Here is a 23510-nt window from a genome sequence, read left to right as displayed (position 1 = left end):
TTATCTACACACGGGTCTCCAGCATGAAGTCCAGGGCAAAATCGGTGGCAGGCAGTTCGGTCAAACAGTGGCTCGGCGCATCGGCGCTGGCGGTTTCGGGGCTTGCCCTGTTGCCGTTGAGCGTGGCCCAGGCCGCCGACGCGAGCACGCAACACAGCACCGTCTTCAACTTTTCGATTGCCGCCAAACCCTTGCCCCAGGCCCTGAACGACTTCAGCCGGGTGACCGGCCTGAGCGTGGTCTACACCGATGAAGCCCCCTACGGCCTGCAGGCGCCTGCCGTCAGCGGACAGATGAGTGCCGAGCAGGCCATGCAACGTCTGCTGGGCAACTCCGGCTTCACCTTCCGTCGTACCGACGACCACACCCTGGCCCTGGAGCCGTTGCCGACCCAGGGGGCGCTGAGCCTCGGTGCCACCACCATCAGCGGCAGTCGCCCGGTGGACGGCGGCGGCACCAGCTACCAGCCGCCGCAGGTCACCTCGATCGCCCGTTCCAGCGCCTCGCTGCAGGAAATCCCGCAGACCATCAACGTGGTCCCGGCCCAGGTCGTGCGCGACCAGACCCCACGCAACCTGGATGACGCGCTGAAGAACATCAGCGGCATCACCCAGGCCAACACCCTTGGCAGCACCCAGGACGCGGTGATGATTCGCGGCTTCGGCGACAACCGCAACGGCTCGATCATGCAGGACAGCATGCCGCTGGTGCAGGGCCGCGCGTTGAACGCCACCACCGAGCGGGTCGAAGTGCTCAAGGGCCCGGCCTCGCTGCTCTACGGCATCCAGGACCCGGGCGGGGTGGTCAACCTGGTCAGCAAGAAACCCCAGCTGGAACAGTACAATGCCGTGACGATCCGTGGCTCGAGCTACGGCAACGGCAAGAACGGCAGCGGCGGCAGCCTCGACAGCACCGGCGCCATCGGCGACAGCAACCTGGCCTACCGGATGATCGTCGACCACGAGGACGAGGACTACTGGCGCGACTTCGGCACCCATCGCGAAACCCTGATCGCGCCGTCCCTGGCCTGGTTCGGCGAGAGCACCAAGCTGCTGTTCGCCTATGAACACCGTGAGTTCCTCACACCGTTCGACCGTGGCACGGCCATCGACCCGAAGACCAACCACCCGCTGGATATTCCCGCCGGTCGCCGACTGGACGAGCCGTTCAACAATATGGAAGGCCGCTCCGACCTCTATCACTTCGAGGCTGATCACGACCTGAACGACAACTGGAAAGCCCATTTCGGCTACAGCTGGAACCGCGAGACCTACGATGCGAGCCAGGTCCGCACCGTTTCGGTTAACCCCAATGGCACCCTGACCCGCAGCATGGACGGTACCCAGGGCGCGTTGACCACCGACCGCTTCACCACCGCCAGCCTCGAAGGCAAGGTCCAGCTCGCCGGCATGCAGCATGACCTGGTGTTCGGCCTGGATGACGAGTACCGCAAGATCTACCGGGCCGATCTGATCCGCCAGGCCCAGCGCGGGCCTTTCAATTACCTCGATCCGGTGTATGGCCGCGAAGTCGAAGGTTCCACCGTCAGCCCCAAGGACAGCGCCCAGACCGACCTGCTGCGTAGCGACGCGGTGTTCCTGCAGGACTCGATCCACCTCAACGACCAGTGGATCCTGGTGGCCGGCGGGCGCTTCGAGACATTCGACGAATATGCCGGCAAGGGCCGGCCGTTCCAGGTCAACACCAACACCAACGGCCAGAAGTTCTCGCCGCGTTATGGCCTGGTGTACCGCTACACCGACGAGCTGTCGTTCTATGGCAGCTACACCGAGTCCTTCAAGCCCAACTCGACCATCGCCCCGCTCGTGACCACCGGCACCCAGCGCCTGGTCCTCGACGGCTCGATCGATCCGGAAGAATCCAAGTCCTGGGAACTGGGCGCCAAGCTGGATATCCCCGGTCGTGTGACCGCCACCGCGGCACTCTTCGATATCCACAAGCGCAATGTCCTGGTGACCGTCGCCGAAGGCCTGACCAACCAGTACAGCGTCGCCGGCGAAGTGCGTTCCCGTGGCCTGGAAATGGATGTCAGCGGTCAGTTGAGCGATCGCTGGAGCCTGATCGGCAGCTATGCCTACACCGATGCCGAGGTGACCAAGGACGCCAACTTCCAGGGCAACGACCTGCAGAACGTGGCGAAGAACAGCGGCTCGCTGTCGGCGGTCTATGACTTCGGTACGATCGTGGGCGGCGACCAGTTGCGGGTCGGCGCCGGCGCCCGCTATGTCGGCGAGCGCGCGGGCGATGCGGCCAACACCTTCGAACTGCCGGGCTACACCGTGGCGGATGCCTTCGCCACCTACGACACCAAGGTCGAAGGGCAGAAGGTCAAGTTCCAGCTCAACGTGAAGAACCTGTTCGACAAGACCTACTACACCTCGGCGGTCAGCCGGGTATTCGTCTCCATGGGCGATTCGCGGCAGGTGTCGCTGTCCAGCACCCTGGAGTTCTGATGAAGCGCCTGATCAGTGTGATTTTCGCCCTGGGCCTGAGCGCCGCGGCCCTGGCCGCGCCTCAGGATGCCCGCCTGTATCACCGCGAGCATCAGGTGACGTTGCCCGGCAGTGGCGACAGCTGGGGCTTTGTCGCGCTGGAGCCGACGCGGCCGTATCTGTTTCTCGCCCGGCGCGAGAACGGCCTGAGTGTCTTCGACGTGGCGCAACAGCGCCTGGTCAAGACCCTCGAGGACTCGGCCGGCGCCAACGGCGTGGTGTTCGTGCCGGGCCTGGACCGGGTGTTCGTGCTCAATACCGATGGCAGCCTCGGCGTGGTCGAGCTGTCCAGCCTCAAGGTGTTGAAACGTATCCCGGTGGCCCGGAGCAATCTCAACAGCGCGGTGTACGAGCCTGTAACCGGCCAGGTGATCATCGTCAGCGGGCGCCGCGCCGATCGCTCGACGCTGTTCGTCTTCGATCCGCAGCAGGAAAGGATCACTGCCGCCCACGAGCTGGACGTGAAGAAGATCGACCCGTTGCTGGTCAAGGGCGATGGCAGTTTCTTCCTGCCGATGCGTGATGAAGGCAAGGTGGCGCGGTTGTCGGCGAGTACGTTCGAGGTGCTCGACAGCTGGCAGTTCGAGGGCTGTGCCAGGCCCAGCGCACTGGCCGAGGATACCGCGCGCCAGCGCCTGTTCGTGGCATGCCGGGGAGAGCAGCCGCGGCTGGTGGTCGCCGACCTGGAAAGCGGTGCGCTCAAGGCCAGCCTGCCGATCAGCCGGGACGTCAACGCCCTGGCCTACGACAGCGACAGCCGGCGCTTGCTGGTGCCCAGTGGCGTCGATGCCAGCCTGACGCTGGTCGAGCAGGTGGACGCCGATCGTTACCGGCTGACCGGCGCTGTCAGCACCTTGCCGATGGCCTATAACATGGCCTTCGATCCGCGGAGCCGGAAGGTCTACCTGCCCGCCATGGATTTCACCCTGCCGGCCGGCGCCAGGGGCGAGCCCAAGGCCGATCCGATTTTCCACGCCGATACCTTCTCCGTCACCACCCTGGCGCCCTGAGATAAAACCCTGTCCCTGGAATCCCGGTCAATCGCGCATGGATTCCCGGGACGGTGTTACCGCATAATTCTCCGCGTTGACTCGATAAGTGCCTTGTCCTTACGTGCCTCCTGAGTGATGGGGCCGCGCCTTCCCGTGCGGCTCTTGTGTGTGTCGGTTGAAATCGAGGCAGAAGATGAATTGGCTACAAGGTTCCATGGGCAAGGGGGTCGCGGCGGCCTTGCTGGTACTGCTGGGGGCCTGCTCCAGCAAGGCGCCGAAAGCGCCGACAGCACCAGAACCGGGAGGGACGGTTATCCTGCAAGCGGCGCAACTGCCCCTGCCGCTGCCCCGCTCGAACTTTTGCGCCAGCCTCGACAGCCGACTGCGCGGCGCGGCCATGCAGGGCGCGACGACCTCGTTGGTGGTGCGCGAGGCGGACGGCGGCAAACTGGTCTGTGAATTCAACGCGCAAACCCGGCTGGTCCCGGCCTCCAGCCTGAAGCTGGTGACCACGGCGGCGGCAATGGAAGTGCTCGGCGCCAACTTCCGCTTTTCCACCACCCTGTTGACCACCGGAACGCAGCAGGGCGGGTTGCTGGTCGGCGATCTCTACCTGCGGGGCACGGGCGATCCGACGATGCGCCAGGAAGACTACCAGGCCCTGGCGGCCGGACTGGCGCGCAAGGGCATTACCCGCGTTCGCGGCCGGCTGATCCTCGATGACACCGCCTTCGACCGTGAGCGGCTCGGGCTCGATTGGGACAGCGCGGATGAGCAGCAGTATTTTTCCGCGCAGATTTCCGCGCTCAGCGTATCGCCCAATGACGACTTCGACGTCGGCTCGATCCTGGTCAACGTGAGTTCCGCGGGCGTGCGTCAACCGCCGCGTGTCAGCTTCACGCCCGATAATCGCTACATGACGCTGGTCAACCGGGCCACCACCGGGCGCGGCGGTCCGCTGGTGGTGAGTCGCGGCCATGGCGGCAATCTGTTGCGCATCGACGGGGCATTGCCCAAGGGTGCCCAGCGCGTCGCCCAGGTCACTGTCTGGGAGCCCACCGGCCTGGTCGCCGACCTGTTCCGCAGCGCCCTGGTCCGCGAAGGCATCGTGGTCGAAGGCGCCAGCGTGCTGGGGATGGCCACGCCGACCATGGCCCGACCGCTGGTGGAGCACCAGTCGCCGGTACTGGCGGACCTGATGGCGCCGCTGCTGAAGTTGTCGAACAACAACATGGCGGAAATCCTGCTCAAGTCCATGGGCCGCAAGACCGCCAATGCCGGCACCGCGGTGGCGGGCGCGGCGGCGGTGAATGGCTTCCTGCTGCGACATGGCATAGCGCCAGCGGGGTTACTGCAGGTCGACGGTTCCGGTTTGTCGCGGCGCAACCAGGTTTCCGCGCGGACCCTCAGCGAGCTGCTGCTGACGGCGCGCACCCAGCCCTGGTTCCAGGCCTGGTACGCGGCGTTGCCGGTGGCCGGCAATCCCGATCGGATGACCGGCGGTACCCTGCGCAAGCGCCTGCGCTGGACGGCGGCGGCCAACAACCTGCATGCCAAGACCGGCAGCATGCGCAGCGTGTCGTCGCTGGCCGGCTACGTCACCAATCGCGACGGACGGTTGCTGGTGTTCGCCATGCTGACCAACAACTATGGGGTGGGGGGCCGGCAGATCAAGGCCGTGGAGGACTCGATCGTCGAGTCCCTGGCCGACAAGACCGACTGAGGGCGGCCGTCGAGGTGCCTTACGCTCGGCGGCGTCTGCGGGACACAACGACAACAAAAAATAAAAAAGTTCCCAAGTGCGGAAAAAGAACCCAAAATTACTGTGAATGAGCCGCACCGCTGCGATCCAGCGGTGCCGGTTCCACCGCAACAGACCCTTCGCGAGGTGAGCAATGGGTACGGTATCCGCAGTACGTCCTCCCCAAACCCTGTATGTCACGATCCGCCGTGATGAACTGCGGCAGTTGAAAGACGAACGCGAAGCCCTGCAACAACAGGTCGCCCAGTTGCGCGAAGCCCTGCGCACGCAGGCCCTGACCGCTCAAGCCCCGGTGCCACAGCTGGGCCAATGACCGACTGACGCCAGTCACCGGCGTGCCTGGTGCTGTGCCTTGTGCGTCACGGCCGGGAGCGAATGCTCCCGACTCACGAACTTTTCACATTCATCTACCGATACTCCAACCGGTTTAGCCGTGCGTAATTCGTGCGGCCGTTTGTCGTGGGCGCTTTTTTTTCGGCGCCACGATTCAGGTAGCGACTGGCTGGAGTGTTCTATGGCGATGTTCAAACGCAGCCCCAAGTCTGCGAAAGGTTTTGATTGGGCCGGATTCGGCTGGCTGTTCCTGTTCTTCTGGTACTTCTCGGGTATTACCCAACTGCTGATCCAGCTGACCGGCACTTCCGGCTTCACCGGGTTCCGCCAGGCCTTCTTCATGAGCGCCATCTGGCTGGCGCCGATGCTGCTGTTCCCAAGGAAGACCCGCCTGCTCAGCGCCGTGATCGGCCTGGTGCTGTGGGCCTGCTCCATGGCGAGCCTGGGCTACTTCTTCATCTACCAGCAGGAATTCTCGCAAAGCGTTATCTTCATCATGTTCGAATCGAACATCGCTGAAGCCGGCGAGTACATGACCCAGTACTTTGCCTGGTGGATCGTGCTGGCGTTCATCGCCCACACCGCCTTGGCGATTTTCCTGTGGACCCGCCTGCGCCCGGTCTACCTGCCACGCGGCCAGGCCCTGGTCGCGGCGACGACGATCCTGGTGGCGGTGATCGGCTATCCGTTGTTCACCCAGATCAACCGCAGCGCGACCCTGGCCGATGGCCTGGAACGCTTCGAAACCCGCATCGAGCCGGCAGTGCCCTGGCAGATGCTGGTGGCCTACCGTCGCTATCGCGAACAGCTGGACAATATGCAGGGCATGCTCGACAACGTCAGCAAGATCCCGCCGCTGCATAACCTCAAGGACAGCCAGGCCGGCCTGCCGGCTACCCTGGTGCTGGTCATCGGCGAGTCGACCAACCGCCAGCGCATGAGCCTCTACGGCTACCCGCGGGAAACCACGCCGAACCTGGACAAGCTCAAGGAACAGCTGGCGATCTTCGACAATGTCGTCACGCCCCGGCCCTACACCATCGAAGCCCTGCAGCAGGTCCTGACGTTCGCCGACGAGGAAAACCCGGACCTGTACCTGAAGACGCCCTCGCTGGTCAGCGTGATGAAACAGGCCGGCTACAAGACCTGGTGGATCACCAACCAGCAGACCATGACCAAGCGCAACACCATGCTCACGACCTTTTCCGAGCAGGCCGACGAGCAGGTGTACCTCAACAACAACCGCAACCAGAACGCCCGCCAGTATGACGGTGACGTGCTGGAGCCGTTCAACAAGGCCCTGGCGGACAGCGCGCCGCGCAAGCTGATCGTGATCCACCTGCTGGGCACGCACATGAGCTACCAGTACCGTTATCCGCCGACCTTTGAGAAGTTCGCCGACCGCACCGGTGTCCCGCCAGGCCTGACCGATGATCAGGTTCCGACCTACAACAGCTACGATAATGCCGTGCTGTACAACGACTTCGTGGTATCGAGCCTGATCCAGGACTACGCCAAGACCGACCCTAATGGCTTCCTGCTGTACCTGTCGGACCATGGCGAAGATGTCTTCGACTCCGCCGGCCATGCCACCCTGGGGCGTAACGAAGCCAAGCCGACCGCGCCGATGTACACCATTCCGTTTATCGCCTGGGCGTCGCCGAAATGGCGCGAAACCCATGACTGGAACTTCGCTTCGGACCTGAACCGGCCCTACAGCAGTTCCAACCTGATCCACACCTGGACCGACCTGGCCGGCCTGACGTTCGACGAGCAGGACCTGAGCAAGAGTGTGGTCAACGATCAGTTCAAGGTTCGTCCCTTGCTGATCGGCGACCCCTATGCCCGTGCGCAGAAAGCCCTGATCGATTTCAGCCTGATCAAGCCCAAGGCCGTCTCGCCCCCTGCCGACGTCGCCAGGAAGTAATCCCGTGGCCTGTTCTCATGTCCGGCATGAGAGCAGGCCCTGTAACTAACAAGTTGAAAATGGTTCGGGTGTGAAAGTTGTCGTTATTATTAACGCAGCGTTATGTGTTGATAAAAATAGTTTAATTTAAAGTTTCTGGTTGTTTCTGCTGCAATATCCTCCCTTCCTTCAATGCAGACCTGCCAGCAGATCGCCTGTCCCCGTCTCTACGGCGCCTCAGGCCGGTGGTCGTCCGGTATTCAATTCTGAAAATAATGTAATCAGTCATTCATGTAGCCGTTAACGGCGACTTAATATAATTGTCCGACAGTACTTCTGAATTATCAGGCCGCCCAGACGGCACTCCCTTTTATTTGCTTGGAGATCAAACTCATGAAACTGTCTACGTTGTTTATTGCCGGGTTATTGTCCGTCAGTTCTTTTGCCGCATTGGCCGAGGGCGGTTCCGATCGCGTGATCGAGCGCTGGCAGAACTTCCAGCTCAGCCAGCAGGCCAATCGCGAACAGGCCGAGCAGAAGACCCTGACGGCCCAGGCGCAGAAAGTCGACGCTTCGTCGAGCGAGTCGAAAGACGTCAAGCAGCAACCTGATACCTGAGTTGTCGCGGCTCAGCCGCCACGTCAGCGGGTAAACGCCTGCCGGTAATCGCCAGGCGTTGCACCGAGGACCTGGCGGAAGCGGTTGCTGAAATGGCTGGCGCTGGCAAAACCGCAGGCCAGGGCGATGTCGCCCAGGGGCTGGCGGGTCGCGCGCAGCAGTTCGCGGGCCCGGCTCAGTCGTCGCGCCAGGAGATACTGGTGCGGCGGCAGGCCGAAGCTGCTGCGGAACATCCGCGCAAAGTGATATTCCGACAGGCTGCACAGGCCTGCCAGTTGGCCGAGGCTCAACGGCTGGTCCAGCCGGCTGTCGATATAGTCTGTCAACAGGCGCCGCTGGTGTGCCGCCAGGCCACCCTTGAGCCGCAGGCCCTGGCGCAGGCCAACCTGGTTGAGCAGCGTATGGCTGAGCATTTCATGGGCCAGGCTGCTGCCCAGCAGGCGCTCGCCGGGTTCGTCCCAGTTCAGTTGCAGCAACTGGTGAAAGCGCCGGACCTGCCGCGCATCCTCGAGAAATGTCGCCTCCTGCAAGTGCACCGTCCGCGGTTCGCGATCCAGCAGCGTGACGCACTCCAGGGCGAACTGTTCCTGGCTGATATAGACATGGGCCAGTCGCAGGCTGCCATTGATCACCCAGCCGGACTGATGCTCGGCGGGCAGGATGCAGAGCCTGTTCGGACCGCCCTTGTTGTCGGGACGGTCACGGCGAAAGGTCCCGGTGCCGCCGGCGATGTAGCAGGACAGGGTGTGATGGCTCGGCGCCTCGTAGTCCTGGGCGTCGTGATGGTTGCTCCACAGGGCCGCCGACATGCCGTCACCGAACTCGGCGCTGTGCTCCAGGCGGGAGTTGGGCGAGCGGTTGAGGGCTTGAAAGACTTGCAGGGTATCGAGTGCGGCCATGATCGGTTCTCCAACGTCTCGCATCCTACTCCGTCGGCGTCCGGCTGCCAGCCCACGGGCCGACAAAAGCGCAAGTTTCTGCAAGCGCGCGGCGGGGCAGGGGGCGACACTGGAGGTCGTCCCTGGGAGTACGCACCTGATGAACCTGTTTCTGTACCTGCTGACCGTGTTGATCTGGGGCACCACCTGGATCGCCCTGAAACTGCAACTGGGCGTGGTGGCGATCCCGGTGTCCATCGTCTATCGCTTCGGCCTGGCGGCACTGGTGCTGTTCGTCCTGCTGCTGCTCAGCCGGCGCCTGCAGCCGATGAACCGCCGTGGCCACCTGATCTGCCTGGCCCAGGGCCTGTGCCTGTTCTGCCTGAACTTCATGTGCTTCCTCACGGCCAGCCAGTGGATTCCCAGTGGCCTGGTGGCGGTGGTGTTTTCCACGGCGACCCTGTGGAACGCCCTGAACGCTCGGGTGTTCTTCAGGCAGAAGATTGCCCGCAATGTGCTGATGGGCGGTGGCCTCGGCCTGCTCGGCCTTGGCCTGCTGTTCTGGCCGGAGCTGTCCGGGCACACCGCCGGCCCGCACACGGTGCTCGGCCTGGGGCTGGCCTTGTTGGGTACGCTGTTCTTCTCGGCCGGCAACCTGCTGTCGAGCCTGCAACAGAAGGCCGGATTGAAACCCTTGACTACCAACGCCTGGGGCATGCTCTACGGCGCGACGATGCTGGCCGGTTACTGCCTGGTCCAGGGCATTCCCTTCGAGATGGAGTGGAACACGCGGTATATCGGTTCGCTGTTGTACCTGGTGATTCCGGGGTCGGTGATCGGTTTCACCGCCTACCTGACCCTGGTCGGGCGCATGGGGCCGGAGCGCGCGGCGTATTGCACGGTGCTGTTTCCGCTGGTGGCGCTGAACGTCTCGGCCTATGCCGAGGGCTACCACTGGACTGCGCCGGCCCTGTGCGGGCTGGTGGCGGTGATGCTCGGCAACGTGCTGGTGTTCCGCAAGCCGGGGACTCCGTTGCGGCCGACACCGGCCAGGGTGGCGTGAGTCGGGTTGGAGCACGCCACATCTATGTAGATCAGTTGCGGATCAATGGCTGGATAACCTGACGCTTTCCACGGTGCATCAGGAAGTCCAGGCCATGAGCCAAACGGTTGAACACAGTATCGATACCGGTGACGAGCCCCCGCCGCCGGTCCCCACCGAAGCCGACGAGCCCTTGTTGTCGGCTTTTCTACAGCGCGACGCCGGCCTGCTGCACAGCGAGAAAAGCTGGACGCAGCAGCAGGTGGTCGAGCAATTGGCGGTCTCTTTCAAGGCGGCCATGGGGCCGCTGCATGAAGCCGAGCAACGCACCTGGCTGGGACACTACCGCCAATTCATGGCGGCCAGATCGGTACTGGACGAAGAGAGCCGGACGGTCGTCGACGCCTTCGAAACCGCCGGTGTGGCAAGGCTGCGCGCACGCCTGAAGGAGGTCTCGGGGCTGGACCTCGACCCGCACACCACCTATCTGCACACCGTGATCGACTCGCCGGCGCAGGTCCAGCAGCCCCTGGCTGAAGGCCCACCGGTGCAGGTGGAGTCGTTCGAGCGGCGCATCGGCACGGTGACGGTCTCGACCATGACTCTGTGGCAGGCCGCATGCCTGAATTTCGCCTTCTCCGACTCAAGCTATGCCAACCTCAAGCGGCGCTGGATTTCCCGCGAGCGGAAGGTCGATATCAATGATCGACGTTGGCTGCTCGCTACCGAGGCATTCGTGCGGATCGTCCGCGATCTCGACCTCGGTGCCGTGCTCAAGCCTCATGTTGAGCAGGCCATGCGCGTCGATGGGCCGCTGGATCGGTCGATACTGGCCTTTGCCCAGGCCGAGATTCACTTCGGCCTGTATGACTCGGCCCGACAGCCGGCCGCGACGGGCCTGACCTACCACGCTTTTACCGCCCTGCGGGACGAGCTCTCGATGACACATCCGCGACTCAAGGGTTCCTATGTCGCCCTGCGCCTGCCGGGCGGCCTGATGGCGGGCCTGGACCGGGTAATGGACACCATCGAGAGCAAGCTGTTGCATCTGTTCGCGATCGACTACGAGCCCCTGGAGGCGATTTACCTGCCGCTGCTGATCTTCGAGATCGTCGGGCGGGCGGGGCTCTACAGCTATTGTGTCGACCGTCCGGGCGGTGCCTTGCGCTTCCATGACTCAAGGGCGGCGTTCGAGCGCGACTTCAAGGCGCAGCTGCAAGCCGACAGTGCGGGCCAGCGACTGCGCTGGTTGATCCCGTCGCTGGCCTTCAAGCAGCAGCATCAGTTCTGGCAATGGATCAAGGCGCACAGCAAACCCAAGGGCATTACCTGGTTTTCGACCTTTGCCGATGTCTACGAATGGCTCTGGCCGGAGGACGGCATCCAGGACCTGGCCTTCGAGTACGGCCCGACGACCACCGGTTTCAGCCCGGGCAAGGCCCTGGCCGCGTTCTACGCCTGGCGTTATCGCCTGAATACCCAGGCAATCGCGGTAGCCAAGAGCGAGCACGATATGCAGGCGGTGAAGGACGGTTTTCTCGCCGCCATGCACCTGCTGCTGAATGTCCTGATGCTGCCGGTGCCGGGCGGTTTCGGCATTCTGGGCAAGGCGGTGGCGAGCCTGATGCTGGCGCAGTTGGGACTGGAGTTGGTCGACGGCATCGTGGCGACGTTCCAGGGCCGGCCGAAGGCCTTGGGTCAGGCACTGGCCGATGTGGGCACGGCGATCCTGATCGGTGGCGCGCTGGGCTATGCCGGGCATGTCGTCACCCAACGCTTCCAGGCGTTGTCCCTGGAACTGGGGCGTTGGCGCAAGGTGACGTCGACTGAGGCAGTGACTCCGTTGTGGAAAGTCGACCTGAGCAGCTATGCCGTTTCCACGAAGGGACTGATGGAGCGCTTTGCCGCCGACGAACGGGGTCTCTTCGAAGAGGAGGGGCGGGTGTACGGCGAGGTTCGCGAGCAAGGCCGCTCGATACCGGTCCGGCTTGAATACGACGCTGCCCTCAAGCGTTATGTGGCGGTTGCTGCCGACCCGACGGGATTCCGCCCGCCCATGCGTTATGACCGGGAGGCGCGGCGCTGGGTGCCGGACCTGGATGACAGCCATACCCTGAGCGATGCGCGCTGGCTGGAGCGGATGATGCTCCAGGGCACTGCCGGGGAGGGTAAAGCCGAGATCGTCCTGAGCACCAGTGGTGTGCGTCGCGAGGCGCTCCAGACGGTCTGGTTGGGGGGCTTGCCATCGGCGTCGCTGGCCGAGGCCGTGCGCCGACGGCAGGTCGACGCCGGCCTCGATACGCTGATCGCCAGCAGTGATGCACGACTGGGCTTGCCGGCGGATGCCGAGCGCGCACTGTTCTGTCTGTTGCCACGGCTGGCCGACTGGCCCGAGACGACAGGACTGTTTGTCCATGGACCTGACGGTGAATTGCTGGAGCTGCACGGCCGGCAGGAGCGACCGGGCGACTTCGCGCACAAGGTGGCGGTGCGACGGTTGGAGGACGGTGGTTACGTCGTGCAACCACCCGAGCCGAACCAGACTCCTGCTGTCCTCGCCCATGAAGACGGGGTGCAGTCCCTTATCCTCGGCTTGTTGCCCGACGGTTGTCCGCTCAAGGGCGACTTCCAGCCGTTTGTCCGCCGCCAGTGGAACAAGGCGATCCGGCAACAGCTCATCGCCCTGGCCCGGCTCGAGCGGCATTCGCTGTTCGAGATACTCAGTACCCAGGACGGCCTGCGGCGTTCGATCTCGCTGGCGCCTGCCCGTCACTATCTGTCGCTGGTCGCCCCTGTCCTGCCGCCGCAGGTGCTCAAGCTCCAGGCACTGTACCCCGGGCTGTCGCTGAGCCGGATCGCCGAGTATCTGCGGCGCATGCCCCTGGAGTCACGACAGCGCCAACGTCTCCTGGAACATGGCGAATTGCCCGGCGAACACCTGCGCGGCCTGGCCGATGCCGAGGCCATCACTCGCCTTGGCCGGGCGCTGGATGGCATCCATCAGGCCCGGGCGTCCAGTCGCGATACCGATGCCTGGCTGCAGTTGGCGGCAGAGTTGTTGGTCGAGGAGCAGTTGGGCTCGACCCTTTACCCGCGGGTGCGTTCGAGTCCGACCCACGCCGGTTTCTTCCTGGCGTTGGCGACATTATTCAAGCAACCTGAGGTGGGTCGCTTGGGCGTGGCCGTGGTGACGGATGTGCAGGCCTTGCGCAAGCTGGTCGTGGCAGGCCTGGAAAAACGCCGGGCTGAAGACGGCCGTATCCGTCTGCCGGTCGAGCGTTGCCAGGAAACGCTGACGCTGCCGTCGAGCCTGAAGGCCGATGAGGCGGGTTGTTATCAGCACGAGGGCAATACCTACCTGCCCCTTGAGGGGCGCCTCTACCGCATCGAGAATACCGGGTTGCCGGAGGACTGGCGCATCAACCCCAGCGATTTGCCCGGTGCCTATACACCACGCCTGGAAAACAATGGGGCCAGCGCCTGGTGGCATGAGTTCGAAGAGCCGCTGAAATGGGACGGCCTGACCGCGTTCCGGCGCCTGGGCGGACAGGCCGGGTCATTTTCCGAGGCGATCGCGCGGCAGATCCTCAGTGTCAGTGGGACGTCCGACAGCCTGTTGCGGCAGGCGATTTTCTGCAATCAGCGGCCTCCGGCGTTCCTGGTGGCCGTCATGCGGGACTTCAGGGATCACCTGGATATCGAGTCTCACGTCACCTCGCTGACCTCGCGTTCGGAGGCGGTGCCCGCGTTGCTGGAAATGGCCCTCGATGCGGTCACGGATGCCGATCACCAGTGGCTGTCCATCGCTCCGGAGTTGTCCGGCAAGTCGTTGGTCGACGCATTGCTGCAACGCCTGGAGAATGATCCCCGACGAGCCCGGCAGGTGCTGGTCGACGGCTTGTCCAGGCAACGAGGCAAGCTCGTGGAACCGTTGGCGGATGTGCTTGAACAAGCCTTTCCCCGGTTGCCTGCCGGGGTGGCCGAGGAGATGCTGGAACACAGCCAGGCCTGGCAGCACACGTTGATCACGCAAACCGGGCGTATTCCCCTGGCGCTGGCCGAAGAAGCACGTTGGTGGAGTGAGGAAGCGACCCTAGGCCGAGCGCTTATGGGCTTGAGTCCCGATGCGCTGGGCAATGCCCGGAGCGATCAGGTCTTGCTCTCGGTACTCAAGCAACTGCCGGGCTGGCCAGGGCAAGTACGGATCGAAATCCGCCAAGCCGCCATCGATGGCCCATTGCTGGACAGCAGCGGCAGCACCGGCGCGGGAAAACGGCGCGTGGTGGTGAAAGTGCCAGACGGCTATGAGGCCTTTATCGTCGATGGCGAACAGGTCTCGCCCCGGGGAGCGTTGCAAAGCGACCTGCTCCTGGCTCTGTCACGACTGGTCCGGGATCTGCCCGCCCGCTTGCCCTGGGGCGGCACACGCGGGCCGGGGGCCGAGTTGAAGGCACTGGTCCAGCAGCAGGCGATTCGCCAACGGGCCGAACTGCGCCAACGGCTCGGCCTGCGCCCGGTCCATGCCTGGACGGCATTGCCCAAGCGCCTGGTCCGGCAACGCGACGGCCGCATCGGTATTGCGCTGAGTGGGCGTGGACCAGGCTTGCCGACGGTGGGCCTGTTTGACCGGCTGAGAAGGCTCTATCGCGGTGCTGTCCATCAGGAGTTGTTCGACGTACTCCAGTCGTTTGGTACCACGAGTGTGCAGCAACGGGCGGCGGTCGAGGCGCTGGAGCAGGACTACATCAGGTTGAAGAGCGAGTTGGCGATCTGGGCCGATGTCCCCCCGATTGAGGGAGGCGGTCACCTTCTGGCACGCAGGATACGCCAGGCAATGGCTTCGAGGATCAGGCGTTGCTGGCGTTGGGAAAGCCGTAACGTCCTGGGTGGCGTGCTGCTGCTCGAAGGTTTTACTGTCGAGCAGATGCCGATGCTCAATGTGAACTTCAAACACGTGACCCAACTGCTGGTTCGCGACATGAACCTGGATATCGGCTACATGAATGCCTTCTTGCGGGCCTTTCCGGCGTTGAGGCATTTGCACCTGAGCGCCGCCCATCTGAAACGGCTACCGCCCGAGGTCGCCGGGCTGCAGGCACTGGAGGAACTCGATCTCCAGGACAACCATATTGTCCTGACCGCGCCGGACGCCCTGCAATTGTCCGGACTGCGGCAATTGAAGTATGTGAATCTGCAAGGCAACCCGCTGAACCTGCTCCCCGACTTCGCCGGCCTGTCGCACCTGCAAATGCTCAACCTGAGCCGCACAGGCATCGACACCTGGCCCTCCGGCGTACTCTTGCTCAAGCACCTGATATCCCTGGACCTGACCCATAACCGGATCCAGCAGGTACCGGATGCCGTGTTGTTGTCCCCGTTGTCCCTCAATCGTGGTGTGAACCTGGGGGGGAACCCCTTGCTGCCGGATACCGTGGCCAAACTGTCGGTGTATATCCGCGAAAGAAAGGGCGCGGGTATTACCTTCGGGCTCACCCTGGACGAGCGTTCGGCACCGGTCGGCATCGAGGCCTGGGGAACGGCGGCGGAACGCACCGAAGGACAGAACGCATGCTGGCAGCGGGTCAGGGACGATCTGGATTCCGAAGAGTTCTTCGATTACCTGGAAAGCCTGAGTGCCCTGGCGACCTTCTTCGATCCGCAGTTTTCCGGTGCGCGCGGTAACCTGACACGGCGTGTTTGGCGGATGATCACGGCGGCGGCCGACAGTGAGTTCTTGTGCGAGCAACTGTTTGTCCTGCAACTGGAGTCCCTGGCGGAGGGCATGCGCCGACTGGATATTTTCAATGAGCTCGAGTTCGCGGTGCTGTGTCACCAGGCCTTCGACGAGGCCGATGAAGCCAGCGCCAAAGCCCGCTTGCTGAGCTTGTTGAAAGGCAAGTTTCGCCTGCGCGTGCTCAGGGACGAGGCTGCTGATCCGGTGATCTACCGGGAGTGTCGGGAACAGCTGGCGGCGTGCCTGGAACTGCCCGACCTGTTCAACGAGCCGTTCTACAAGGAGCGGGTACAGCTCGACAGCGCCGAGATCGAAACGATGGTCGAGCGTGTCCGGCAGTTGGAAGCGACGCCGCAGGCGAACGGCCTGCAGCACTACCTGAGGTCGGCCCCGCCCTGGCGCAGATTCCTCGAACTGGCCTACGAGCGGGAGCTTGAGTCATTGTCCGTACAGGCGCGCGAGTCGTGGATCGATGCCGCCACCACGACCGCCCTGGGTGCGCCTGTCGTATGAACCGGCGCCGTGGTTCGTCAGCCCTTCCACACCTGGGGATTGACCAGGTCGTGCGGGCGCTCGCCGAGCAGCGCGCTGCGCAGGTTGGCCAGGGCCCGGTTGGCCATGGCCTCGCGGGTCTCGTGGGTGGCCGAACCGATATGCGGCAGGGTCACGGCGTTCTTCAGCTTGAACAGGGGTGACTCGGCTAGCGGCTCCTTCTCGTAGACGTCCAGCCCGGCGCCGCGAATCGTGCCGGCCTGCAGCGCCTGGATCAGGGCCGGTTCGTCCACCACCGGGCCTCGTGAGACGTTCACCAGGATCGCCCCCGGCTTCATCAGGCCCAGTTCGCGCTGGCCGATCAGATGGCGGGTCTTGTCGCTCAAGGGCACCACCAGCACCACGAAGTCGGCTTCGGCCAGCAGCGCGTCTAGGCTGCGGAACTGCGCGCCGAGTTGCTGCTCCAGCTCCGGCTTGCGGCTGTTGCCGCTGTAGAGCACCGGCATGTCGAAACCGAGGCGGCCACGGCGGGCGATAGCCGCGCCGATATTGCCCAGGCCGACGATGCCCAGGGTCTTGCCGTGGACATCGGTGCCGAACAGCTCCGGGCCGATCGTGGCTTTCCACTGGCCGGCCTTGGTCCAGGCATCCAGTTCGGCGGCCCGGCGGGCACTGCTCATGATCAGGGTGAAGGCCACGTCGGCAGTGCTTTCGGTCAGCACGTCGGGGGTATTGGTGAGCATGATCCCGCGCTCGCTGAGGTAGGCCACGTCATAGTTGTCGTATCCGACCGAGACACTGGAGACCACTTCAAGCTTGCCGGCGTTTTCCAGCTGGGCACGCCCCAGTTTGCGGCCGACACCGATCAGCCCGTGGGCGTGGGGCAGGGCTTCCTCGAACTGGGCATTGATATCGCCGAGCTTGGGGTCCGGGACAATCACGTCGAAATCCTGGCGCAGGCGCTCGACCATGGCAGGGGTGACGCGGCTGAAGGCGAGTACGGTTTTTTTCATCGTAAAGCTCATCGAACGGCGGGAATGCCAAGCACGCTATCATTTTTCAGCGGATTTGTGCGGTGGATTCTGCTTTCGCCATCGCCAGCAAGCCGGCTCCCACAGGTCGGCGTTTCGACACAGGTCATCGTCATGCGCAAAAAACTTGTGGGAGCTGGCTTGCCAGCGAAGGCGTCCGCGCAGGCGGTGCGGGGCTCAAGGGCCTCTTCGTGGGCAAGCCCACTCCCACAATGAGTACCGCGTCAGGCGCACATCTTGTGCACGCCGCGATCCTTGTGGGAGCTGGCTTGCCAGCGATGAGGCGCGGGCAGGCGCCGATGATCTCAGGTGGCGAGACGCACATGCCCCATTTCATAGGCCGCCAGCTCGGCCTGGTGGGCCGCGAGGATCTCCGGCAGGGAGCCGCGCAGGTACTCGACCCAGGTCTTGATCTTGGCGTCCAGGTACTGGCGCGATGGGTAGATCGCGTACAGGTTCAGTTCCTGGGAGCGGTAGTTGGGCATCATGCGCACCAGGCTGCCGTTGCGCAGGCCTTCGATGGCGGCGTAAACCGGCAGCACGCCGACGCCCATGCCGCTGGTGATCGCCGCTTTCATCGCGTCGGCCGAGTTGACCAGGAACGGCGAGCTGGACAGGGTCACCGCCTCCTGGCCGTCAGGACCGTTGAAGATCCAGTTGTCCAGGGCGGTCACCGGGCTGACCAGGCGCAGGCAGGCGTGGTTGAGCAGTTCGCTGGGCTTGCGCGCGCAACCATTGGCCTTCACATAGTCGGGCGAGGCACAGACGATGCTGTAGGTGATGCCCAGGCGCTGGGAGACAAAACCCGAATCCGGCAGCTCCTTGGCTAGCACGATGGACACGTCGTAGCCCTCGTCCAGCAGGTCCGGCACGCGGTTGGCCAGGGTCAGGTCGAAGGTCACGTCGGGATGGGTCTTGCGATAACGGGCGATGGCGTCGATCACGAAATGCTGGCCGACCCCGGTCATGGTGTGCACTTTCAACAGCCCGGCGGGCCGGGCATGGGCATCGCTGGCCTCGGCCTCCGCTTCCTCGACGTAGGCGAGGATCTGCTCGCAGCGCAGCAGATAACGCTTGCCGGCCTCGGTCAGGGCGATGCGGCGGGTGGTGCGGTTGAGCAGGCGGGTTTGCAGATGGGCTTCCAGGTTGGAGACCGCGCGCGAGACATTGGCCGTCGTGGTGTCCAGTTGCACGGCGGCGGCAGTGAAGCTCCCGGCTTCGGCCACGCAACTGAAGGCGCGCATGTTTTGCAGAGTGTCCATGGGGTGTTCTCTGGGGCGATGACAAATTGTGACACGAAGTAACGGGGTGGTGTCAGCTTGTCGCGGGCCAGGAACGGTGTCTTTACGGCCAACGTCTCAGGTCACGCGCCAGGCCTCCTTCACCTTGGCCTCATAGTAACCGCTGATGTAGGCGGTCAACATGGCTTTCAAGGCCTCCCGCGCTGCCGGCAAAGTGCTGGCGTCCGGTCGCTCGCGAGCGGCTTGTGCCGCGCTTAGCAAGGTGTCCACCGCGTCCGAGGGGGCAATCCGTGCCTTGATCGTCGCCAGTTCACGGCGCAGCAGCGTGCCTTTGCCCGGGTCGGCGATGTTGTTCAGCAGGGTGTCGAAGGCCTGCACATGCTTGTCGACGTAGCCGTCCCACCAGGTCGTATCCTGGCCCGGGGCCAGCTTGCCCAGGGCAATCGGCAGCAGCAGGTCCAGGGACTGGCTGCCCAGTTGCTCGTCGAACAGGGTATTGACCTGGCTGCCGGTGGCGCCTTCCAGGGTGATCGGCGTGGGTGTCGGGATGGCCTGGCTGAAGGCATCCTTTTGCGTGAGGAAGCGCTGGGTCAGCAACAGCGCCGGTTCTCCGTCCTTGAGTTTCAGCGCGAACCTGGCCGAGGTCCCGTGGGATTGATAGAGCACCGTGCCGCCGATCAGGGCAATGATCGGCGCGCTGTCGAAGTTTTCGACACCGGCGCTGGAGAGCCCGCCGGCGATCAGTTTCTGCACGCTTTCCAGGGTGTTGAACTGGCCGGACACGACGATATCCAGGTAGGTGCCGGACAGGTGCGGGTCGTCCTCCTTGACGGATGCCAGGCTGATCTTCACCCCGGCGTCGAGGCTCACGCCCCACGACAGCTTCGCTTTCGGTTCGACGGAAAGGGTCCGGGTCTCGGTGTTGGCCTTGGCGGTATAGCGTTTCAGGGTGTCCGGCCGGAACAGCGCCAGGTGCTGCTCCAGCAATTGGCGAATAGTGGCGTCCGCGTCGGCATCGATGGTTCGGGCGATCTTGAGGTGGACGTACTGCTCGGTCAGTTGCCGGGAGCGCTGGTCGAGGTCCTGGCTGATCTCGCGCAATTGCGCGGCGTTCTTGCCGTCCAGCACGGCGCTGGTCAACTGGTGGCTGCTGTCGACGACATGGGCCTGCATCGCGCGGATCAGTTGCCGCGCATCGGGGCCGTACTCCCCGACGCCCTCCAGGCGCTGCTCGGCGGTGACCGGGTTCAGTTCGTAGAGCCCGATGATATCCAGGGCCTGGGCTTTCTCGGTTTTCAGCACATCGGCCTTCGCCTGCGCCTGGACCTGGAGCACGCCCAACCCATCGAACGCCATCGTCGCGCTGGCCGCGACCCGCTGGCCGGATTCGATCTGGAAGGGTTGGGGCAGGGGCTGGTGGGTCTTGAACAGCGGGCAGGGGTTTCCACTTTTTCGCAGTTCGTCGCCAAGCCACGCCTGGCTGAGGGAGGCCAGGCGGATATTGCGCTGATAGTTGTTGCAGGCGCTGAGCAAGGGTTTTGCCTGCATCAGCAGGTCGCGCTTGGAACCATTCCACCAGGCCCATTTGGACAGGCTGTTGGCCCGGACGTAGGTGTCCAGGTTGCTGTACTTTTCAGTGCGGACCGTTTCGTAGCCCAGGCCCAGTTCCAGCGAGACGGCATTGGCCAGGTGCAGGCGGCCTGTCACCCGCTTGTCGACGCTGGTGGTGTCCTTGATGATGCGGGTCTGCGTGGTCTCCAGCTTTGACGACAGCCCGACATTCGGCCCGATGCTGGCGCCGCCCAGCGCCCCCGTGCCGAGCTGTATCCCGACCCGCGCATCCCAGCCCTGGGACCCGCCTTCGCCGACCGTCGCCCGGCTTTTGGCCAGGGCCTGGTCCAGCGAATTCTTCAGGTGCACGCTCAGGCTCGCGCGAAATTGCCACTTGAGCACCCGGCACAGGCGTTGCTGCTGTTGGTTTTCGCCTGCGCCGGGCAGGCTGGCAAAGGTGTGCTGGGCGGTCTTGAAGTAGCGATAGAGAACCTGCAGTTCCTGCTTGCCGAGGCTGTCGAGGTCGTTGGCGCGAAGGGCGGGCAGGGCTTGCGCGTGAAGTTTCTGCAACGGTTCGAGGGCCTGTTGTTGCGTGGCCGGGAGACTGTCCTGCAGGCGCTGCATGATGCGCTCGACAGCGCCTCCGAAGTGTTCGCCGGCGGCTTGCGGCTGCCTGGCGGCGTCGATACCTTGCAGGTTGTCGCCGAGGCAGGCGTCGCCCGCTTGCAGGTCGGGCGCATGATGGAAGATCGAGTATTTTTCCTTGTAGCTGATCAGGCTCGGTTGTCCGGCGGACGGATGAAACAATGAGGTGGAGCGGGCCTGTAGCGCATCAAGGGGACTCATGGGCGATCACTCCTGCGCCAGCGGCGCATGGCAACGTTGCAGGAACAGTTCGCAGGTATCGAGGATGGCCGTCCTGTCGGGAAACGGCAGCCTGAGGAACAGGGCCTGGGCGGCCTGCTCCTGGAACCAGGTGTCGAACAGCAAAGCCATGGAGCCGCCGGGCGCCCGGATAACGAAGTCAGAAGCTGGTGCATCGACGACCGGCGGCGTGAGCATGAGCAGCAGTCCCTGCTGGCCGTATTCCAGCCACAGCCTGCGGTCGTCGTGATCCAGCGCGATCTGGAAGTAGTCGGCCTGGCTGTCGGGCATCAGCCTGTGTAGCTGGCTAATCAGGTCGTTGCGGCTGGCGTCGGACATGGCTGCAGGTCCTGTTCAGTGGGCCGTATGCTTGGCGGCGTTCGAGAGATTGAAAAAGCTGGCCAGGCCGCGCAGGGTCTGGTCCTGGGACGCCCCCTCGATGATCAGGCCGCTGATGACCGGGCTCGGGCCCTGGCAGTCGATACTCATGTAGTGCCGGCACAGGCTCAGGTTCAGCCGCAGCCACTGTTGCACGCCGATGGCCTCGACCCCGTGCAGGGTGCGGCGCACCACGTAGGCGTCGGCATACTCGAGCGTGCAGGGATCGCCGTCGAGGGTGTGGAAGTGCAGGCGTTCGTCGCGCTGTTCGACGGCGATGCGGAGGTGCCGTACCAGGCATTCCTGCAAGGCGTCCAGGGGCGCCGGAGGGACGGGTACGAGAGACGGATTGAAGCGGTCGCGGCGTTTCTGCAGTTCAAGAGACAGGTTCATCGGATGCCTCTGCCTTGTGTTCTTGTTGTCAGGCTGGTGCCAGGTCGGTGTAGGACGAAGCCTCGCACGCCCCTGTAGCCGGCCAATATCACATTGCGCTCATCCTCCGCCGCCCCGGATTCCCGCTGGTTGCCAGCCCCGTCGCGAGGACACGGATTATCTCGGGAACGGTAACAAACATTCGCAGGAAGCCCCGCTTATCGCCGCCTCGGGCGCCCCCTAGAATTGCCGCTCCAGAGCTTCTCCATCCATGTCGGGAATTTACAGCAGTGCCGCGTCGCATCAGCAGAGAGCTGAAGACTCTCAGTGTTTGGGCCTTATCGTTAGCCATCGGCGGCTGCATCGGAACCGGAGGTATTGCCCCACAAGGCAAGACCCTGGCCGCCAACACCCTGGCCACCGATGAAGCGATCCAGGGCGCCGCCCGCGACGCGCACTGGCCGACCGCCCGCTGGTGGCAGGCCTATGGTGACCCGCAACTCGACCAATGGGTCAGCCAGGCCATGCGGGGCAGCCCGAGCCTGGCCATGGCCGCCGCGCGCGTGCGCCAGGCCCGGGCCATGGCCGGAGTCGCCGAGTCGGCCGAGTCGCTGCAGATCAAGGGCGACTCCAGCCTCAAGCGCCATCAGTGGGCCAACGATCAGTTCTATGGTCCCGGCGAACTGGCCGACTCCAACACCTGGGACAACAATGCCGCCCTGGGCCTGAGTTATTCCCTCGACCTCTGGGGCCGCGACAGCAATGCCAGCGAACGCGCCGTGGACCTGGCGCATATGAGCGTCGCCGAAGAGCGCCAGGCCCGGCTCGAGTTGCAGGGCAATATCGTGCGCGCCTATATCCAGCTGTCGTTGCACTACGCCCAGCGCGATATCGTCGAGGCCACCCTCAGGCAGCAGACGCAGATTCTCGACCTGGCGCAACGGCGTCTGGACGCTGGGCTCGGCACTCACTTCGAAGTCAGCCAGGCGCAGACACCGCTGCCCGAAACCCATCGGCAACTGGATGCACTGGACGAAGAGATCGCCTTGAGCCGCAACCAGCTGGCAGCCCTGGCCGGTTTCGGTCCGGGCGAGGGGGCGCGATTGAAACGTCCGGCGCTGTCCCTGGCGGCCGCGTTGAAATTGCCATCGGCGCTGCCCGTCGAACTGCTCGGCCAGCGTCCCGATGTGGTTGCCAGCCGCTGGCAGGTGGCGGCCCAGGCCCGTGGTATCGATGTGGCCCATGCCGGCTTCTATCCCAATGTCGACCTGGTCGGCAGCCTCGGCTACATGGCCACCGGCGGTGGCATGCTGGAGTTCCTCGCCGGGCGCAAATTCAACTACAACGTCGGCCCGGCGATCTCCCTGCCGATCTTCGACGGTGGCCGCCTGCGCGCGGAACTGGGTGAAGCCAGCGCCGGCTACGACATCGCGGTCGCCCACTACAACCAGACCCTGATCAATGCTCTCAAGGGCATTTCCGACCGCCTGATTCGTCGCGAGTCGATGGACAAGCAGCAGGTCTTTGCCGCCGAGTCGGTGGCGGCGGCGCAGAAGACCTACGACATCGCCATGCTCGCCTACCAGCGCGGCCTGACCGACTACCTCAATGTGCTCAATGCCCAGACCCTGCTGTTCCATCAGCAGCAGGTCGAGCAGCAGGTCCAGGCCGCGCGCCTGAGCGCCCATGCCGAACTGGTCACCGCCCTCGGCGGCGGGTTGGGCGCGGGCAACGATGTACCGGCGCCGGAGCGCGGCGTGCCGGGCAAACCTCCTGCGGTGCTGGCCGCCTTCGATCACTGAG

15 protein-coding genes are annotated in these 23510 nt (G+C 64.2%); 9 read left to right on the top strand and 6 right to left on the bottom strand.

Annotation, left to right across the window (positions count from 1 at the left end; all coding sequences use genetic code 11):
• Positions 1-23 precede the first annotated feature (23 nt).
• The 6 genes from ACL9RJ_RS09705 (at position 24) to ACL9RJ_RS09680 (ending at position 8124) form a co-directional block, all read left to right on the top strand.
• Entirely contained in the window at positions 24-2474 is a 2451-nt protein-coding gene (locus ACL9RJ_RS09705; RefSeq protein ID WP_422765182.1) for a TonB-dependent siderophore receptor, read from the top strand.
• Entirely contained in the window at positions 2474-3523 is a 1050-nt protein-coding gene (locus ACL9RJ_RS09700) for a YncE family protein (RefSeq protein WP_017126456.1), read from the top strand. Before ACL9RJ_RS09705 ends, ACL9RJ_RS09700 begins: the two co-directional genes overlap by 1 nt.
• 175 nt (positions 3524-3698) lie before the next feature.
• Entirely contained in the window at positions 3699-5228 is a 1530-nt protein-coding gene (dacB, locus tag ACL9RJ_RS09695) for a D-alanyl-D-alanine carboxypeptidase/D-alanyl-D-alanine endopeptidase (RefSeq protein WP_422765181.1), read from the top strand.
• A gap of 172 nt (positions 5229-5400) precedes the next feature.
• Positions 5401-5580, top strand: a complete 180-nt coding sequence (locus ACL9RJ_RS09690) for a DUF6026 family protein (protein WP_177108632.1) — start codon at positions 5401-5403, stop codon at positions 5578-5580.
• 201 nt (positions 5581-5781) lie between these two features.
• The gene (locus ACL9RJ_RS09685) at positions 5782-7527 is read left to right on the top strand and encodes a phosphoethanolamine transferase CptA (protein WP_422765180.1); all 1746 of its coding nucleotides are present in this window, start codon (positions 5782-5784) and stop codon (positions 7525-7527) included.
• A gap of 372 nt (positions 7528-7899) precedes the next feature.
• Positions 7900-8124 carry a co-regulatory protein PtrA N-terminal domain-containing protein gene (locus ACL9RJ_RS09680; RefSeq protein ID WP_177085571.1) on the top strand — a complete coding sequence of 75 codons (225 nt, stop codon included), beginning with the start codon at positions 7900-7902 and terminating at the stop codon, positions 8122-8124.
• A 23-nt stretch (positions 8125-8147) separates the two neighbouring features.
• On the opposite strand, the gene ACL9RJ_RS09675 is transcribed toward ACL9RJ_RS09680, so the two are convergent.
• Complete coding sequence (locus ACL9RJ_RS09675) at positions 8148-9023, bottom strand: helix-turn-helix domain-containing protein (RefSeq protein ID WP_212810592.1); 876 nt, start codon at positions 9021-9023, stop codon at positions 8148-8150.
• A 139-nt stretch (positions 9024-9162) separates the two neighbouring features.
• On the opposite strand from ACL9RJ_RS09675, the gene ACL9RJ_RS09670 reads away from it, so the two are divergent.
• A complete protein-coding gene (locus ACL9RJ_RS09670; protein ID WP_422765179.1) occupies positions 9163-10065 on the top strand; it encodes a DMT family transporter in 903 nt (300 codons plus the stop codon).
• 94 nt (positions 10066-10159) lie between these two features.
• Positions 10160-16291 (top strand): NEL-type E3 ubiquitin ligase domain-containing protein, encoded by a 6132-nt coding sequence (locus ACL9RJ_RS09665; protein WP_422765178.1) that lies wholly within the window; start codon positions 10160-10162, stop codon positions 16289-16291.
• Positions 16292-16308: 17 nt separating this feature from the next.
• Here ACL9RJ_RS09665 and ACL9RJ_RS09660 read toward each other — a convergent pair whose 3' ends face one another.
• From ACL9RJ_RS09660 to ACL9RJ_RS09640, 5 genes are all read right to left on the bottom strand, one after another.
• Positions 16309-17283: a 2-hydroxyacid dehydrogenase gene (locus tag ACL9RJ_RS09660; protein ID WP_178964130.1), complete on the bottom strand. Its 975-nt coding sequence runs from the start codon at positions 17281-17283 to the stop codon at positions 16309-16311.
• Between the two features lie 323 nt (positions 17284-17606).
• On the bottom strand, positions 17607-18563 hold the full coding sequence (locus tag ACL9RJ_RS09655; RefSeq protein ID WP_177085577.1) for a LysR family transcriptional regulator: 957 nt from the start codon (positions 18561-18563) through the stop codon (positions 17607-17609).
• Between the two features lie 96 nt (positions 18564-18659).
• On the bottom strand, positions 18660-20939 hold the full coding sequence (locus ACL9RJ_RS09650; RefSeq protein WP_422765177.1) for a hypothetical protein: 2280 nt from the start codon (positions 20937-20939) through the stop codon (positions 18660-18662).
• A gap of 6 nt (positions 20940-20945) precedes the next feature.
• Complete coding sequence (locus ACL9RJ_RS09645) at positions 20946-21296, bottom strand: hypothetical protein (protein WP_177108637.1); 351 nt, start codon at positions 21294-21296, stop codon at positions 20946-20948.
• Positions 21297-21311: 15 nt separating this feature from the next.
• On the bottom strand, positions 21312-21728 hold the full coding sequence (locus ACL9RJ_RS09640) for a hypothetical protein (RefSeq protein ID WP_177108638.1): 417 nt from the start codon (positions 21726-21728) through the stop codon (positions 21312-21314).
• A gap of 269 nt (positions 21729-21997) precedes the next feature.
• Between ACL9RJ_RS09640 and ACL9RJ_RS09635 the strand changes: the two genes are divergently transcribed.
• The gene (locus ACL9RJ_RS09635; RefSeq protein WP_422765176.1) at positions 21998-23509 is read left to right on the top strand and encodes an efflux transporter outer membrane subunit; all 1512 of its coding nucleotides are present in this window, start codon (positions 21998-22000) and stop codon (positions 23507-23509) included.
• Position 23510 lies beyond the last annotated feature (1 nt).

This window comes from Pseudomonas sp. Mn2068, assembly GCF_049319725.1.
Taxonomy (GTDB): Bacteria; Pseudomonadota; Gammaproteobacteria; order Pseudomonadales; family Pseudomonadaceae; genus Aquipseudomonas; species Aquipseudomonas gingeri.
Note: the sequence above shows the minus strand (reverse complement) of the source record. Positions and strands in the feature narration are given on the sequence as shown.

Bases quoted from the DNA above. Each gene is read 5' to 3' on its own strand.
- ACL9RJ_RS09705 (WP_422765182.1), top strand. From the start codon at position 24: ATGAAGTCCAGGGCAAAATCGGTGGCAGGCAGTTCGGTCAAACAGTGG.
- ACL9RJ_RS09700 (WP_017126456.1), top strand. From the start codon at position 2,474: ATGAAGCGCCTGATCAGTGTGATTTTCGCCCTGGGCCTGAGCGCCGCG.
- dacB (WP_422765181.1), top strand. From the start codon at position 3,699: ATGAATTGGCTACAAGGTTCCATGGGCAAGGGGGTCGCGGCGGCCTTG.
- ACL9RJ_RS09690 (WP_177108632.1), top strand. From the start codon at position 5,401: ATGGGTACGGTATCCGCAGTACGTCCTCCCCAAACCCTGTATGTCACG.
- ACL9RJ_RS09685 (WP_422765180.1), top strand. From the start codon at position 5,782: ATGGCGATGTTCAAACGCAGCCCCAAGTCTGCGAAAGGTTTTGATTGG.
- ACL9RJ_RS09680 (WP_177085571.1), top strand. From the start codon at position 7,900: ATGAAACTGTCTACGTTGTTTATTGCCGGGTTATTGTCCGTCAGTTCT.
- ACL9RJ_RS09675 (WP_212810592.1), bottom strand. From the start codon at position 9,023: ATGGCCGCACTCGATACCCTGCAAGTCTTTCAAGCCCTCAACCGCTCG.
- ACL9RJ_RS09670 (WP_422765179.1), top strand. From the start codon at position 9,163: ATGAACCTGTTTCTGTACCTGCTGACCGTGTTGATCTGGGGCACCACC.
- ACL9RJ_RS09665 (WP_422765178.1), top strand. From the start codon at position 10,160: ATGAGCCAAACGGTTGAACACAGTATCGATACCGGTGACGAGCCCCCG.
- ACL9RJ_RS09660 (WP_178964130.1), bottom strand. From the start codon at position 17,283: ATGAAAAAAACCGTACTCGCCTTCAGCCGCGTCACCCCTGCCATGGTC.
- ACL9RJ_RS09655 (WP_177085577.1), bottom strand. From the start codon at position 18,563: ATGGACACTCTGCAAAACATGCGCGCCTTCAGTTGCGTGGCCGAAGCC.
- ACL9RJ_RS09650 (WP_422765177.1), bottom strand. From the start codon at position 20,939: ATGAGTCCCCTTGATGCGCTACAGGCCCGCTCCACCTCATTGTTTCAT.
- ACL9RJ_RS09645 (WP_177108637.1), bottom strand. From the start codon at position 21,296: ATGTCCGACGCCAGCCGCAACGACCTGATTAGCCAGCTACACAGGCTG.
- ACL9RJ_RS09640 (WP_177108638.1), bottom strand. From the start codon at position 21,728: ATGAACCTGTCTCTTGAACTGCAGAAACGCCGCGACCGCTTCAATCCG.